Genomic DNA, 13,558 nt, shown 5'->3' with positions numbered 1-13,558 from the left:
ATAGCTGCAACGTCAGACATTCACCGAATATTGTAGATCACGCGCTTCATCTCCGGTCATGCCGTGAAATCCCCAGCAGTGAGCGGGCTGCTCCTTGAGCGTGATCTCGATATCGATGGGCGATATGCCAAGCTCGGCTTCTATCTGGCGGAAAAGCGCCTTGATCAGCGCCTTCTGCGTCTCCTTGGAGCGCCCCTACATCATGTTGATTTCGATGACCGTGTAAGCCGATGTTCTATCGTCGGGGAAATAGAAATCCTCTGCGTCCAGCGGCACGAACCGATGGGCACGCTTGCCCGCCGGTATCCCGAAAACATCCTGCATGCAGCCATGAATGACATTCGAAAGCTGCGCCTTGATAGGATTCAAGGACTCCTTGATGCCATAAACGACAATCATGCAAAGCCCCAAAAAATATTTATTTAAAAATCAATCTGCGCAGAACTTAATTAGTAGAACCACTGAAAAGCTAACGCCCAAACACCGGCTTGGTTAAGTTGGCAACTCTTTTGCGAAAGCGAAAAAGGTGACAGTTTTACCAAGCCCGAGTGCTTTGACTTGTTAGCCATTTTCACCTGAGTACATATCGCCAATTGAGTCTTTCAGTTTTTTACTTCTTTGACTATAACACCAGCCAGAGTGGCCACTAAACAAAGATATAACGAGCAATACAACCAATACAATCCAAGTAGTTTTATCAGCCTTCGCGCCAGTTGATAGGTTGATAACAATACCTAGGATTGAACCAACAAATAGCGTACATACAGAAAACCATTTGTTTTGATCCGATCTATATTCTTCGAGGGTATCAAATGTGCTGGTTGGCACCAATTTTACAGCCATTTTTTGACTTGAGGGGAGCTGAACTGGAGCAGATAATGTAGCTCCTTTCTTTCTTAGGTCTTCAACTGTTGTTTGAAGCTCTTCAATTTGGTTTTTAAGTTCATCTTCGCCCGGCTTACCTTCCGTCAACTTAGAGTCTAGAGATGATACAATGTATTTTAAATCTTCTAGCTGAGTATTAAACCCTTTAGATATCTCTTCTTTTGATTCTTTATTAGAGGAAGATACGATCTTTTCTATTTTATCGTTTCCTGGTTCGTATTTATCGTAATCGGCTGCAGCCAACAATAAGTTTAATTCATCGGCTTCTAAACCAATGCTATGCCCTATCTTTAGAATTTGATCCCGACCAGGCTTCATTCGGCCTTTTTCGAAGTTGCTAATGAATGGCTGATGCGACCCTATATCATTTGCCAGATCAACCTGAGTTTTCCCTGAGGAAACTCGCATTTTTCTTAGCAAATCACCTAAAGAATCATCAAAGCTCATATCTAAATAAATCCTTATAATAGTCTGCAGAACTGATTGCGCCTAACGCCTGCGTCCAGGCCGGATTGGAGCGCCAGCGGAAATCCGGTCCCGTTGACGCTATGGTTAGACAATGCCGTCTTACACCTGATACTTAATCCGGTTTTCCCTTCTCTGGTGTATTTCCTCGAGCCTCCCTTGGCGCTCATGCTTATAGTCAAAGTGGGAATCGATTAAAGCGATGTAGCCATTAGCATGGAATGCCCATTCATCCTGCTCACCTAGGGAATCTACGAGCAGGTCACCTGTAAAAGAAGGACCGATAGTTTCAAAGGTTAAAGCAACAACGATACTACATACCTCGCTGACATCAGAAACGATATCTTTAAGCATATCAATGGTTTCCATGCCTAAAGATATGCCCTGCTCCCTCAAGCGTAGTTTCTCGTCAATTCTTCTTTGGTCAGATGAACGTAGTTGGAAGCCCTAACCCAAGCCGAACGGACACTAGTTGCAAAATTATTCTTCTGTTTGCCGAACAACCGAAGGGGAAGTTCAAAAACGTGGTCAACGTTGCTTTTGCTTACTTTCTTTCCCCTATAAAAAGCAACTCTCTCATCAAAAGAATCTTTTGCTCGAATTTCATCGACATAGGCAACGTTGACAGCCACTTCTAACATGTACCGTAGTTCTCGGCGTGCAGGGTTCAATGCTCCATTTTCAACTGCCAACTGTGCTGTCAAAGCCGCCTCAACTATGTTGTCAAAGTGTCGTGGCAGTAGATATTTTTTCCAAAATCCTGCCATCTTGACGCAGCAAACTCGCATAGACTAAGCGTATGAATAAGATCCCTAACCGTTTGTCTCAAAAAACCGAGTTCTGATTGATATTCTTCGGATGCTCTTAGCTTTTCATGCTCAGCGGATTTCTTCTCTACCTCTTGCATTGAATTTTTCAGAGCTTCCAATAATGGGTTATCTGAGTCACCTTCCTTCATGGCTCCCTTCTTTTTTGTCTAACGCTGAAATAACCCGCAAAGCCCCGGAAGGTTTTGTCGGGTTCATTTCCTCGTTAGAAGCCTGTCATACCAAAGAATATTATTTACTCAATGCGTTTACGCAGAGACACATTTAAAGCGGGGAATCACTCACCCCAGATCAGGAGCTACGCTGATAGGAGACCTAATAATTTTCTTTCCTCGAGAGCAATGGCCTGTTCTAACAAGACCGGAAGCCAGAGGTTTGTCAGCATTATCATTATGGACAGTGACACTCCCGTCAATCACGCCACGATATATGACTATATTTGCGACATACTCCTCACGGAGATTCATTGACATAAACCCAGAAACCTCAGACCAGTCAGTTCCCATAAAAGCACCTAGGGGTATTGAAGCAGGCTTGCGATTCAATGTAGACCGGTGATGCTGCCACTGCTCTGAAACAACAGACCCGGTCTCACTTAGTCCCCAAAAACGAATGAAGCGTCCGTAAGCTGCCTCAAAGACCAGCGGCTCGCCGCTTTGCCCTTTCAACGGATCCCCGTACCCGACCAAGCACAAGTCTTCAGGCCATAGGTTGGCCTCATTAACAACGATCACTACGACGTCACCCGAAGCCAACAAGCCTTTATCATTCCAGCGCTGGATTTGGCTTTTTTTCTCCATTAATGGGCCGGTAACGCGGAGCAGGCAGTCATTCATGTAAGCAAGCGCATCCTCCGGATCAGGGCACAGCCTAGATTGGATATCCACGTTGCTCGCAGAAACTTGAGATCCTGGCTCGGGTGTAGTCAACTCTATGCATACAGTGTGCCCACCTTTCGACGCAATAAAATCAGGCCCTTTGTCCCGGCTTCGCAACTGAAACCCGTCTCTAACGAGGCGATCATAGAGAAGCATTTCTGCCAGTCGCTGCCGGTATGTGTAGAGGTTGCCGCTAGCAAGACCTTTACTGAAGTTGGTGTCCGCAAGTCCGCTTTTTAAATAGCGGCGCAGAATCCGCCCCAACATAGCCACCGACTTTTCAATTATATCCTCACCAAGATATGCGCAGCGCTCTTGGAAAAACGCCCTCCATTTTTTCTCTAGATCTTCGTGCATTGATAACCAAACCTCAAGATACGAGCTTCTAACAGGTATTAGATGGCGCGCTCGTTTTACCACTTGAACGAACGCGCACGTTCAACGACCTTATGTAGCCTAGCTTTTCGCATTTAACCCTTTGATTTCAAAAGCTCTCAGAATAGCTAGGCGTGCTTTGCAGAATTCGCGTGCTCGCGCGTTTTGCTCAGTCCGATATAACTGTGCATATATACAGTCATGTAACGGTGGGTCGTCCGGTTGGCTATTGGCGAAGACCGCCACGCTACCGCCAGCCATGGAGGATGACGATGGTTACCATCATCCCAGCGCGGCTGTCCCTTGTAAGCTTGTGACTCTGTAAGCCATCTCTTGTGCTGTTCTACACAAAGTAACCAAGCATTACATTGGAAACAACGCCACGAAAGCATTAATCAGTCGTGGCTTCAGAGGCGGGGCACTGTTGCGTCGAAAACCGAAGAACATTTAGGAAGGAGGAGGGCCACCGGCCGCTTGCCGTCACGAGAACGGCCAGATTGAAGCGCTAGCCCGCCGGGGGTTCAGTACATCGGATTTCCGTTCTTCGTTTCATGCGGAATTCTTTGAATGGAATCCCAGTGTTCTACGATCTTGCCGTTGTCGTCGAAACGGAAAAAATCCATCGTGACGTATTCATCGCCTTCGGGCCAGGTCTGGTGCGTGTGTAGGGATACCAGATCGGCTTCGGCCACCGCGCGCACGAACTCGATCTCCTTCCCGGGATACTGCTCAGCCATTGCCGTGAAGTAATCGATGAACGCCTGCTTTCCATTACCGACCATCGGGTTGTGCTGAATGTAATCGGCGCCGACGTACGTCTCGACGGCAAGGGTAGGGTCGCCGAGATACGCCGTGCGATAGAAAGCGATCGCATTGCGCTTGTTGGTTTCCAGGTCATGTTGCATGCCGTTGCTCCGTGCAGATTGACTACCATCGAAGGAGCCGCAGAGCAGAACCGTGTGTACCAACCAGCGCTCAGTGACCCTGTTCCGCCGCCTTCAACTCCCCTAACGCGCCTTTACAACGTTCTTCGACCTGATCCAGCTCGCGCTGCATGATGCGGATATCTTCGAGCTGGCGTTCGAGGTTGACGCGTTTATCGGCGAGGATCTCGAGCAGCCGCTCGAGTTGGCGCACGCTACCGTCGTGACGGGTATCGTAGAGGTCCAGCACTTCTCGAATCTCGATCAGCGAGAAACCCAGGCGCTTGCCGCGCAGGGCGAGCTTGAGGCGAACGCGGTCCTTCTCACGGTAGACGCGAGTCTTGCCGCGCCGCTCGGGGGAGAGCAGGCCCTCCTGCTCGTAGAAGCGAATGGTGCGGGTGGTCACATCGAAGTGTTGCGCGAGTTCGCCAATGGCGTAGGTCTGGCCGGACACGACGTTATTCTCTTTTCTGATTTTCCCTACCCTAGCGTTGTTTAACCTTTACGTGAAGATCAACGTTAAGCGGAGTATCCCCCACGCATCGGCACCGCAGACAGGCGGTCACTGACCATGCGTGATGGGCGACATGGGGTCGAAGAAGCGTGCTCGAGTTATCAACATCCTGTTTCAGATTTGTCTAAAACAGCGAATTCTGTCGCTCTCCCGGGAACTCGGCCAGCGACGGCAATTCGATCCGTTCGGCGATGCGACTGTAGAACTTTCGTGCCAGTTCCGGCGCCTGGCGGTTGTCCGGTGTATGCACAAAGAGAAAAGGGGTTTTCCCCTGTTTTATCCACAGGGTGAGGCGTTCTATCCACGGTTCGAATCGGGCCAGGTTAATGGCTTCGTCGAAGTGCCCGATAAATCGAATAACGGGATTGACCGCCGTGCAGAGCACGTGTAATGGGACTTTCGGCTTTTCGCACTGCGCCTTGGCGAGCCGGTTGTCAAGCCCTGGGGGTGTGGCAAAGAGCGCGCGCACGTCGAGCATAACCCGATTGGCGTCTTGACTTATCAACAAGCGGTTGAATGCCTGTTCCGGTGCCCCTTTGTGGAAAAAATCACTGTGCCGGACCTCGACCGCGCAGGGTATCTCCCGTGGCCAGTGAGTGAGTAATCGCTCGAGGGTCGGCAGCTCGCCCTGGCCGAAATCTCTGGGTAACTGGACCATGATCGGCCCTAGACGATCTTTCAACGGTGAGAGGCGCTCGATGAAGCGTTCGAACTCATCGTCAATATCGCGCAGGCGTTTGCCGTGGGTCAGCTGGCTGGGCAGCTTGAAGCAGAAACGAAAGGTCTCGGGCGCCTGCTCGGCCCAGGCCGCGACCGTCTCCGCCTTGGGAATGCCGCTGTAGAAGGTGGTATTGCCCTCCACGGCGTTGAACACGCTAGCGTAGTCGCGCAGCTCAACGTCGCCGTGGCCGGGCAGCAGGCTGCCTTGCCAGTCGGTGTTGGCCCACATCGCCATGCCCAGGTAGAGCGGGGGTTCATGGGTCGTGGCGAGGTTATCTGAGACGTTCGGCATGAAGAGTGACGGTCGGTGAAACGATATCCTGCTGCGCGGCGATCATCGCCAGCTCGCGGGTGCCGGCGCGGCGGGTGTGTTCGAACAGCATCTGCACCGCGGCGGCGGTCTGCTCCAGGGCGCGGGCGGGGCCTTCTTCGGTAAGCCCGGCGCGCAGGCTGTGGGCGAGGAACATCGCGGCAGTGAAGTCGCCGGCACCGTTGGGCGCGATGGCGAAGTCGACCTTGGGCGTGGCGATCCGCCAGCTGCCACTGGGGGCGTCCACCAGCATGCCGATGTGTCGCTGGTCGTCACCTGCGACTTCCAGCGAGGTGATCAACACCACCCTGGGGCCCTTGGCGCGTAGTGCGGCGGCGGCGGCAAGGGCGTCTTCCAGAGTGTTCACTTCCCGCCCGGCCAGGAAGGCGAGCTCGAACTGGTTGGGGGTGACGATATCGGCGCGGGCGATGGCGTGGTCGCGCATCCACTCGGGGATCCCCTCGCGGACGAAGAAGCCGCGCCCGACGTCGCCCATCACCGGATCGCAGCAGTAGAGCGCCTGCGGATTGGCCTGCTTGACCCGGTCGACGCTATCCAGCACGGCGCGACCGATGCCTTCGTCGCCCATGTAGCCGGAAAGCAGGGCGTCGACATCGTCGAGCCCGATCAGCGATTCGACCCCATCCAGCACGTTCCTGAGATGGTCCGGGCTGAAGACATCGCCGGTAAAGGCGCCATAGCCCGTGTGGTTGGAGAACTGGACGGTGTTGATGGCGGTGACTTCCAGCCCCAGCCGCTGCAGCGGAAACACGGCGGCACGGTTGCCGACGTAGCCATAGGCGACGTGGCTCTGAATGGAGATGACATGGGTCATGAGACGGTCCTGCCGCGAGAGCAAAGCGCACAGTGTAATGCGAGGGGGAAGGAACTTGCAGCGGCTGTCTTTGGTCGATACCTCGCTCGACGCCATCGAGCGGCGGCGATATGCTCGCTCCAGCTTTTATCCATCATCCCGTTTATCCGCCTTCGTCTGTGCATCGTGTTCAAGGATCGAATCTGCATGCTTTCAAGCGACCCGCGCCAGCGCGCATCGTCACTCCGCTTCTCCTGGCTGCTGGCTGCTCTCTTTTTCGCCCTGCTGGTGGCGGGCTGCTCCAGCGGCCCGGTCATGACCCCGGCACCAAGCGGTAGCCCGGAGGCGCGGGTCGAACAGCCGGCGCGCAAGACCACCTGGCACCACCTGCCGGGCTGGAACCGGGACCAACCGATGGCGGCATGGAGCGCATTCCGGGAGAGCTGCAAGCGGCTCGAGCGCAAGCCGACGTGGAAGAGCGTCTGCCACGACGCCCGGTCGGTCGATCCGCTCAATGCGCTGGCGATCCAGAACTTCTTCGAGAGCCGTTTCGTGCCGTATCGCGTGACCAACAGCGACGGCAGCGCGACCGGCCTGATCACCGGCTACTACGAGCCGATCCTGCGCGGCTCCCGCGTGCGCGGCGGGCCCTACCAGACGCCGCTCTACCAGTACCCGAAATACTGGAAGCGACACACCCACGTCGGCCCGACCCGCGCCGAACTGATGCGCAGCGGCGATCTCGATGGCACCGAACTGGTGTGGGTCGACGACCCGGTGGAGGCAGCCTACCTGCAGATTCAGGGCTCCGGCCGCGTCGAAATGACCGACGGCACCACCATGCGGGTGGCCTACGCCGGCACCAACAACCAGCCGTTCCGCTCCTTCGCCAAGCGCCTGATCGACCGCGGCGAGATCACGCCCGCCCAGGCCACGCTGCCCGGCGTGCGCGACTGGGCCCGCCGCCATCCGGGCCAGGTGGAGGAGATGCTCAACGTCAATCCGCGCATGGTGTTCTTCCGCGAGCTCAAGGGCAGCGAAGCGCTGGCCGATACCAGCGGCCCGGTGGGCGCGCTGGGGGTGCCGCTCACCTCCGAGCGCAGCATCGCGGTCGACCCCGACGAGATCCCGCTCGGCGCGCCGGTGTTCCTCTCCACTACCCAGCCGCTTTCCAACCAGCCGCTGCAGCGCCTGATGGTGGCTCAGGACACCGGCAGCGCGGTCAAGGGCGCGGTGCGCGCCGACTTCTACTGGGGCCACGGCGACGCCGCCGGCGAGGCCGCCAGCCGGATGAAACAGCGGGGCGAGATGTGGGTGCTGATGCCCAAATGAGAGCGCGCCCAATCACTTGGGCGCTCTCTGGACATTGCGACCCTCGCTAGCGAGGGCCGGCGAACATCTTGCGCACCCGCAACGCCGCGATCACCTGGATGACGCCGTAGACCAGCGCGACGATCCCGATCCACAGCGCGGTGGCCACCAGGCCACTGAGCGGGCTGACGACGAGCAGGATGCCCAGCAGCAGCGCCAGCACCCCACTGAGAACGGTCCATCCCTCGCCGGGCGCGGCCCAGCCCTGGCCGGCCACCGGGCGGCGAATGCGCAACCCCAGCAGCAGGCGATAGACGCCGGCGATGATCAGCCAGATACCCACCAGCACCAGCAGCGCGCTGGCCATGGAGAGCGGATCGAAGATCGCGAGCAGGCCGAACAGTATCGACAGCACGCCATAGCCGATCAGCCATCCCTTGCCCGCGCCTCGATAGGCCGTCGCCGTCATGAACAGCGTGGAGACGCCTTCCGCCAGTGCCATGATGCCCATGATCCAGGTCAACGCCGCGATGGCGGCCAGCGGCTGAAACACCGCGATCAGGCCGAATACGATGGCGATGACGCCGAACGCCATCAGAATCCACCAGCTACGTCCGATGAGACTTCTCGTTGCCATTGACGACTCCCATTGATATCCCTGTTCGAGGAAACCTGAACGCTGCACCGAATCTAACGCTCAATACCGATCTTCAACATAGACCTTCAACGGAGTGACTTCGATGACCGAATCCGCCCCGGCGGCAGCGCCGCTGGCCATCGTCACCGGCGCCACCGCCGGACTCGGACTGGAGACTGCCAAGGGCCTGGCAGCGAACGGGTATCGCGTCATCGTCGCCGGGCGCAATGCCGACAAGGGCAAGCTCGCCTGCCACGCGGTGCGCGCCCATCAGCCCGGTGCCGAGGTTCGCTTCGAGTTGCTCGATCTCGATAGTCTCGCGTCGGTGCGCCAGTTCGCCGCGCGCCTGCGCGAGCGCGAAACCGGGCTGCACCGGCTGGTCAACAACGCCGGCATCATGGCGCTGCCCAAGCGCGAGCGCACCGAGGACGGCTTCGAGCGCCAGTTCGGGGTCAACTATCTCGGCCACTTCCTGCTCACCAGCCTGCTGCTGCCGCTGCTGGTCGCCGCCTCGTCGGGGGACTTAGCGCCTGCGCGCGTCGTCCAGCTCTCGAGCCTCGCACATCGCGGCGGGAAGATCGCTTTCGATGACCTGAATGGCGAACGCGACTACGACCCGTGGCGCGCCTACCGCCAGTCGAAGCTCGCCATGCTGCTGTTCGCCCAGGCGCTGCAGCGGCAGAGCGACCGGCACGGCTGGAGGTTGTTGAGCGTCGCCGCCCATCCCGGGCTATCGCGCACGGCGCTGTTCGATGCCGGCGTGAAGAGTCGGGCCCTGATCGGCCAGGCATTCAAGCTGGTGATGCCGCTGATCAGCCAATCCGCCGACCAGGGCGCCAGGCCCACGCTTCACGCCGCGCTCGCCGACGACGTGGGCCCCGGCGACTACTTCGGCCCCGACGGCTTCAGCGAGACCCGCGGCGCACCCAAGCGCGCCCATCGCAGCACCGCGGCCAGGGACCGGGCGGTGGAAGATCGGCTATGGACGGTGTCGTGTGAATTGACCGGGGCGGCGTGGTCATCGGATGGTTGAAGACTCACGCCACGGGAATGGTGCCGCCGTCGACGACGAACTCGGACCCGGTGATGCTCGCCGCCCTGGATGACGCCAGGAAAGCGATGAGATTGGCCACTTCCCCGGGCGAGGAGGGCCGTCCCAGCGGAATGCCCCCGAGCGACTGCATGATGATCTCCTTGCCGCCCTCGTAGTCGGTGCCCGCCTCCTCGGCCAATCGCTCGGCGAGCGCGACTGATGCCTCGGTTTCGACCCAGCCCGGCGACACCCGCACCACCCGCACGCCTTGAGGCGCCAGCTCCTTGGACAAGCTCTTGCTGTAGGTGGACAACGCCGCCTTCGCCGCAGCATAGGCCGTGGTGGACTCCGGCAGAGGCAGCGCTCGCTGAATGGACGTCACATGAATCACGACGCCAGAGCCGCGCGCCATCATGTGCGGTACCAGATGGCGGTCAAGCCGTACCGCGGGAAACAGATTGAGATCGAGCTCCTGCCTCCACTCATCCTCGCCCAGGGCGGTGAAGCCGCCACCTGGCGACGACGACCCGCCCAGGACATGCACCAAGACATCGATATGCCCCAGCCGCTCGCGCGCCGACTCCGCCGCCAGGCGACAGCCCTCGTCGGTGGCGAGATCCGCGGCGATGACGAGCTCCGGGTGCATCGTGTCGGGCCTGTGGCGAGCGGCAGTGACCACACTCGCCCCCAGGTCGAGGAAAAGCTCGACGGCGGCTCTGCCAATACCTTTGGTACCGCCGGTCACAAAGACACGAGTATGCTGTAAGCCCAGGTCCATGATCGTTCCTTTTTAGCTATCGTCTTGCTTCAAAAAGCGAACCCGCTCGGTGAAATGCCATTATCTTCGCTGCTGAAAGGGAAACAAGAACGCACGAAATAGTAAGAGGCTTACCCAAAAGTTATGGCCAAGAATCACACGCCGGAGAGCGCCGCGCTCGAGCTGGAATCGATATTCAAACTACTGAAAGGGAGATGGAAACTGCTGATCATCTTCCACCTCTTCGATGGCAAGATTCAGCGTTTCTCCGATCTCGAACGCCAGATCCCGGGCATCTCCCAGAAGATGCTTGCCCAGCAACTTCGCGAGCTCGAAAACGACGGCATCGTCTCCCGGAAGGTCTATCCCGAGGTGCCACCCAAGGTCGACTATCGGATGACCTCCTGGGGACAGGAACTTTGCCCCGCCCTGGATGCACTTCTGACATGGAACGAGAAATCCGAGAAACAAAAAGGGGAATAGATCGCAGTGTCATTCGTCTTACCTGCAGCCGACAGTGACAGGAATTCTCCCGCTGTCGACCGCGGCCCCATGTCGAGGTCGCAGACATTTCGATGACAGGAGTCGATGATGAAAACTCAGATCGTGTCCCACCTGGCCCGAGTCGCCGCCGCCGTGGCGCTTGCCGGATTTCTGCCCGTGCTGGCGCAGGCCGACGATAGCATCGCCCAGCAGGAAGCCATGCAGCGACTGCACCAGCCGCTGAATCTGCAGCCGGCGATGATGACGGCCAACCAGTTCGGCGACTGGCGCGTGGATATCGGCGCCGGCCAAAGCGAAGCCAGCGCCAATGCGCTGCGTGCCGAACAGAACCGCACCGGCATGACCACCATGAAAGCGCTGGGCCGGGCCCAGCAGAGCTTGATAGCGGAAGGGCAGAGTGCTGCTCAGATGGACGTTGTGAAACGTCTCTACAGCGTGGATCCCGCCTGAGAGATGCTTGATGGATAGCGACCTTCACGTCAAAGCCGAGGCTAATCACCTCGGCTTTTTGCTGTCTTTCTACCCTGAATACTGTCTGAAAAGTCGACGAGCTAAGGCCGGGCCGGGGCGCGCAGCCAAGGCAAAAATCGGCGAAAACAGTCCCGTCTTTCGCTTCAGTTCACGGGTTGTAGATGAGCATTTTGACGGGGGCACCGAGCGCGCTGACGCTCCAGCCGATTTTTAACGCTGCATGGACGAGCACAGTACTTTTCGGACAGTGCCTATAGCCTAGAATTATTTTTGCTTTTCCCATACCGACATCAACTTCCTTTAGTCCATATCGACATGGCACTTCCTGATATCTTCAGGGAAACGCTGACAGCGATCGGCGTGGGGTTACACCTACCCCGACCGCTTTACTCAGGTTCAATTCAATCGCCTTTTCCATGAAAAAGCGACCCATGATTCAGGGCTTTCGGCGGCCCTTCGTCATGCTGGCCAGTACGCCGTCCCGACGAATCAAGCCGTGGTACAAGGCTGCCGCCAAGTGGAGAAGAATGAGCGCGAACAGGCTCAGCGCCAACCAGGTGTGGGCGAAACGCAACGCGCTGTAAAGCGTGGGAGAAGGCGAGACCAGATCCGGTAGCGTGACGCCGGCAAAGAGGGTGACCGGATAACCGCCAGCCGAGAGCATGGTCCAGCCGATCAGCGGCATCGCCAGCATCAGCGCATATAGCATCCAGTGGGAGAGGTGGGCGGAGTGGCGCTGCCAGGGCGGCAGGTCCGCGGGCAGCGCCGGGGTGCCATATCGCCAGCGCACCAGAAGCCGCACGATGACCAGCGCGAGAATCGCGATCCCCAGCGGTTTATGCAGTTGCACGAGCCATACATGACGCTCGGAAACCGTAGCCACCATGCCGACGCCGACAAACAGCATCGTCAGGATCATGATCGCCATCAGCCAGTGAAGCAGACGGGCAGGGAGGGAAAAGGTAACGGCAGTCCGCGGGTTCATGATCGTGGCTCCTGGGTCGAGGATGTCGCCGATTCGGCCTCCTCGCGAGTGCGTCGGTTGTAGGATTCCGAATAGGCCGCGGAGCGCGCGCTCAACAGCGGGTCATCGGAGCCGGCGATACCGTCGGGCAGCACCAGCGGGTCGTAGTTGATGTCACGACAGGGGCCGTCGGCCTGATCCTGGGCCCGATCGATGGTGACGATGCCGGCATCGATCTGGCGGCGGTCCGCGGGCCAGGCCAGGGTGGCATCGTTGGTGGGGTCGCCGGGATTGGCCACGGTCACGATCAGGTGCCAGCGCTGGGGACCTTTATCCAGGCGTTCCCGCAGGTCATGGGAGAGGAAATCGGGATCCTGCTTCTGGGCATCGGTCATCGGCGTGAACGGCGCTTCCGGCACCAGCCCCCAACGCACGAAGTGAGTCGTCCCGCCGGCATCGATGAAGCGGAATGCGTCGAGACTGTTGTACTCGACATTGACGAAACTCGAGGAGTGCCGGGCGGTTTTCACCCAGGCCAGGAATGGCTTGGTTTCCGGATGGCCGGCAAAGAAGGCCCCCATCTTCGCGGGGTCCGGCTTGCCGCTCCGGGGATCCGGCTGGGAGGCTTGCAACAGTTCCCAGAACGCCTGTGGCGTCGATACCGGGAACACCGGCATCGCGTTCATCGCGGTTCGCCACTGCTCACCGTTCGGCAACTCGAATTGCAGCGCGAAACTGCGTATCGGCGGCATGCCATCATCGGCATGGGGGTTGCCTCCGGGGATCGCAAGGCGGCCGATGAGCGGGCTGACCTGTCCCGTCGCGAAAACCGTGGCACGCGAGAGACTCTCTGCATTGCCATTGCTCTCGAAACTGCCCACCACGCAGTACCCCTTGGCGTGATTGCGGCGATAACCTTCATGAACGCCGGCGTTGTCTTCCAGCGTATTGATCATCCGATCCGGGGTCAGCCGGCCGGGGTCCAGCCAGCCGCCAACATAGGCGAAGGCCGTCGCCAGGATGGCGACAACGAGTCCGATGACCGTGAACCGGAATATCGTGTTCAGCGGTGGTGGGTTTTTCGGGGTCATGTCTGCTCCGGGGAGGTGGCCTGCATGGAGCGAGTAGGACGCCGCTGCCGATACTTTATTCCCGCTCGGTCATTGCGTA

19 protein-coding genes are annotated in these 13,558 nt (G+C 58.1%); 5 read left to right on the top strand and 14 right to left on the bottom strand.

Annotated elements, in window-relative coordinates:
• Positions 1 to 12: 12 nt before the first annotated feature.
• Positions 13 to 144, bottom strand: coding sequence for a tautomerase family protein (locus DOM54_RS20385; protein ID WP_240613780.1), 132 nt, complete (start codon positions 142 to 144; stop codon positions 13 to 15).
• Between DOM54_RS20385 and DOM54_RS20380 the strand changes: the two genes are divergently transcribed.
• Positions 79 to 426, top strand: coding sequence for a hypothetical protein (locus tag DOM54_RS20380; protein ID WP_240613772.1), 348 nt, complete (start codon positions 79 to 81; stop codon positions 424 to 426). The genes DOM54_RS20385 and DOM54_RS20380 overlap by 66 nt on opposite strands.
• Before the next feature lie 135 nt (positions 427 to 561).
• Here DOM54_RS20380 and DOM54_RS05020 read toward each other — a convergent pair whose 3' ends face one another.
• From DOM54_RS05020 to pdxY, 9 genes are all read right to left on the bottom strand, one after another.
• Positions 562 to 1,332, bottom strand: a complete 771-nt coding sequence (locus tag DOM54_RS05020) for a helix-turn-helix domain-containing protein (RefSeq protein WP_110715288.1) — start codon at positions 1,330 to 1,332, stop codon at positions 562 to 564.
• Between the two features lie 120 nt (positions 1,333 to 1,452).
• Complete coding sequence (locus tag DOM54_RS05015; RefSeq protein ID WP_162619766.1) at positions 1,453 to 1,719, bottom strand: hypothetical protein; 267 nt, start codon at positions 1,717 to 1,719, stop codon at positions 1,453 to 1,455.
• Between the two features lie 23 nt (positions 1,720 to 1,742).
• Complete coding sequence (locus tag DOM54_RS19975) at positions 1,743 to 2,054, bottom strand: hypothetical protein (RefSeq protein WP_162619765.1); 312 nt, start codon at positions 2,052 to 2,054, stop codon at positions 1,743 to 1,745.
• A gap of 11 nt (positions 2,055 to 2,065) precedes the next feature.
• Positions 2,066 to 2,308: a hypothetical protein gene (locus tag DOM54_RS19970; protein ID WP_162619764.1), complete on the bottom strand. Its 243-nt coding sequence runs from the start codon at positions 2,306 to 2,308 to the stop codon at positions 2,066 to 2,068.
• Positions 2,309 to 2,458: 150 nt separating this feature from the next.
• Positions 2,459 to 3,412, bottom strand: a complete 954-nt coding sequence (locus tag DOM54_RS19965) for a hypothetical protein (RefSeq protein WP_162619763.1) — start codon at positions 3,410 to 3,412, stop codon at positions 2,459 to 2,461.
• A gap of 539 nt (positions 3,413 to 3,951) precedes the next feature.
• Complete coding sequence (locus DOM54_RS05010; RefSeq protein WP_110715286.1) at positions 3,952 to 4,335, bottom strand: nuclear transport factor 2 family protein; 384 nt, start codon at positions 4,333 to 4,335, stop codon at positions 3,952 to 3,954.
• A gap of 70 nt (positions 4,336 to 4,405) precedes the next feature.
• Entirely contained in the window at positions 4,406 to 4,807 is a 402-nt protein-coding gene (locus DOM54_RS05005) for a MerR family transcriptional regulator (RefSeq protein WP_110715285.1), read from the bottom strand.
• Positions 4,808 to 4,991: 184 nt separating this feature from the next.
• A complete protein-coding gene (locus tag DOM54_RS05000; protein WP_110715284.1) occupies positions 4,992 to 5,879 on the bottom strand; it encodes a DUF72 domain-containing protein in 888 nt (295 codons plus the stop codon).
• Positions 5,860 to 6,732 (bottom strand): pyridoxal kinase PdxY, encoded by an 873-nt coding sequence (gene pdxY, locus DOM54_RS04995; protein WP_110715283.1) that lies wholly within the window; start codon positions 6,730 to 6,732, stop codon positions 5,860 to 5,862. Before pdxY ends, DOM54_RS05000 begins: the two co-directional genes overlap by 20 nt.
• Positions 6,733 to 6,918: 186 nt before the next feature.
• Here pdxY and mltA point away from each other — a divergent pair, with 186 nt between their 5' ends.
• A complete protein-coding gene (gene mltA, locus DOM54_RS04990; protein WP_110715282.1) occupies positions 6,919 to 8,043 on the top strand; it encodes a murein transglycosylase A in 1,125 nt (374 codons plus the stop codon).
• Positions 8,044 to 8,089: 46 nt separating this feature from the next.
• Here the strand turns inward: mltA and DOM54_RS04985 are convergent, their stop codons facing one another.
• Entirely contained in the window at positions 8,090 to 8,659 is a 570-nt protein-coding gene (locus DOM54_RS04985) for an HdeD family acid-resistance protein (protein ID WP_110715281.1), read from the bottom strand.
• Positions 8,660 to 8,762: 103 nt separating this feature from the next.
• Between DOM54_RS04985 and DOM54_RS04980 the strand changes: the two genes are divergently transcribed.
• Complete coding sequence (locus tag DOM54_RS04980; RefSeq protein WP_110715280.1) at positions 8,763 to 9,692, top strand: oxidoreductase; 930 nt, start codon at positions 8,763 to 8,765, stop codon at positions 9,690 to 9,692.
• A gap of 4 nt (positions 9,693 to 9,696) precedes the next feature.
• On the opposite strand, the gene DOM54_RS04975 is transcribed toward DOM54_RS04980, so the two are convergent.
• Positions 9,697 to 10,470, bottom strand: a complete 774-nt coding sequence (locus tag DOM54_RS04975; RefSeq protein ID WP_110715279.1) for an SDR family oxidoreductase — start codon at positions 10,468 to 10,470, stop codon at positions 9,697 to 9,699.
• Between the two features lie 123 nt (positions 10,471 to 10,593).
• Here DOM54_RS04975 and DOM54_RS04970 point away from each other — a divergent pair, with 123 nt between their 5' ends.
• Entirely contained in the window at positions 10,594 to 10,932 is a 339-nt protein-coding gene (locus tag DOM54_RS04970) for a winged helix-turn-helix transcriptional regulator (RefSeq protein WP_110715278.1), read from the top strand.
• Between the two features lie 108 nt (positions 10,933 to 11,040).
• Positions 11,041 to 11,403: a hypothetical protein gene (locus DOM54_RS04965; RefSeq protein WP_110715277.1), complete on the top strand. Its 363-nt coding sequence runs from the start codon at positions 11,041 to 11,043 to the stop codon at positions 11,401 to 11,403.
• 457 nt (positions 11,404 to 11,860) lie between these two features.
• On the opposite strand, the gene DOM54_RS04960 is transcribed toward DOM54_RS04965, so the two are convergent.
• Entirely contained in the window at positions 11,861 to 12,409 is a 549-nt protein-coding gene (locus DOM54_RS04960; RefSeq protein ID WP_110715276.1) for a cytochrome b, read from the bottom strand.
• Positions 12,406 to 13,479, bottom strand: coding sequence for a catalase family peroxidase (locus DOM54_RS04955; RefSeq protein WP_110715275.1), 1,074 nt, complete (start codon positions 13,477 to 13,479; stop codon positions 12,406 to 12,408). The genes DOM54_RS04960 and DOM54_RS04955 overlap by 4 nt, the downstream gene beginning before the upstream one ends.
• Positions 13,480 to 13,558 lie beyond the last annotated feature (79 nt).

Origin of the sequence: Salinicola acroporae (genome assembly GCF_003206615.1) — a bacterium.
Classification (GTDB): Bacteria; Pseudomonadota; Gammaproteobacteria; order Pseudomonadales; family Halomonadaceae; genus Salinicola; species Salinicola acroporae.
This window is presented reverse-complemented; position numbering and strand designations above follow the sequence as displayed.

Bases quoted from the DNA above. Each gene is read 5' to 3' on its own strand.
- DOM54_RS05020 (WP_110715288.1), bottom strand. From the start codon at position 1,332: ATGAGCTTTGATGATTCTTTAGGTGATTTGCTAAGAAAAATGCGAGTT.
- DOM54_RS05015 (WP_162619766.1), bottom strand. From the start codon at position 1,719: ATGGAAACCATTGATATGCTTAAAGATATCGTTTCTGATGTCAGCGAG.
- DOM54_RS19970 (WP_162619764.1), bottom strand. From the start codon at position 2,308: ATGAAGGAAGGTGACTCAGATAACCCATTATTGGAAGCTCTGAAAAAT.
- DOM54_RS19965 (WP_162619763.1), bottom strand. From the start codon at position 3,412: ATGCACGAAGATCTAGAGAAAAAATGGAGGGCGTTTTTCCAAGAGCGC.
- DOM54_RS05010 (WP_110715286.1), bottom strand. From the start codon at position 4,335: ATGCAACATGACCTGGAAACCAACAAGCGCAATGCGATCGCTTTCTAT.
- DOM54_RS05000 (WP_110715284.1), bottom strand. From the start codon at position 5,879: ATGCCGAACGTCTCAGATAACCTCGCCACGACCCATGAACCCCCGCTC.
- pdxY (WP_110715283.1), bottom strand. From the start codon at position 6,732: ATGACCCATGTCATCTCCATTCAGAGCCACGTCGCCTATGGCTACGTC.
- mltA (WP_110715282.1), top strand. From the start codon at position 6,919: ATGCTTTCAAGCGACCCGCGCCAGCGCGCATCGTCACTCCGCTTCTCC.
- DOM54_RS04985 (WP_110715281.1), bottom strand. From the start codon at position 8,659: ATGGCAACGAGAAGTCTCATCGGACGTAGCTGGTGGATTCTGATGGCG.
- DOM54_RS04980 (WP_110715280.1), top strand. From the start codon at position 8,763: ATGACCGAATCCGCCCCGGCGGCAGCGCCGCTGGCCATCGTCACCGGC.
- DOM54_RS04975 (WP_110715279.1), bottom strand. From the start codon at position 10,470: ATGGACCTGGGCTTACAGCATACTCGTGTCTTTGTGACCGGCGGTACC.
- DOM54_RS04970 (WP_110715278.1), top strand. From the start codon at position 10,594: ATGGCCAAGAATCACACGCCGGAGAGCGCCGCGCTCGAGCTGGAATCG.
- DOM54_RS04965 (WP_110715277.1), top strand. From the start codon at position 11,041: ATGAAAACTCAGATCGTGTCCCACCTGGCCCGAGTCGCCGCCGCCGTG.
- DOM54_RS04960 (WP_110715276.1), bottom strand. From the start codon at position 12,409: ATGAACCCGCGGACTGCCGTTACCTTTTCCCTCCCTGCCCGTCTGCTT.
- DOM54_RS04955 (WP_110715275.1), bottom strand. From the start codon at position 13,479: ATGACCCCGAAAAACCCACCACCGCTGAACACGATATTCCGGTTCACG.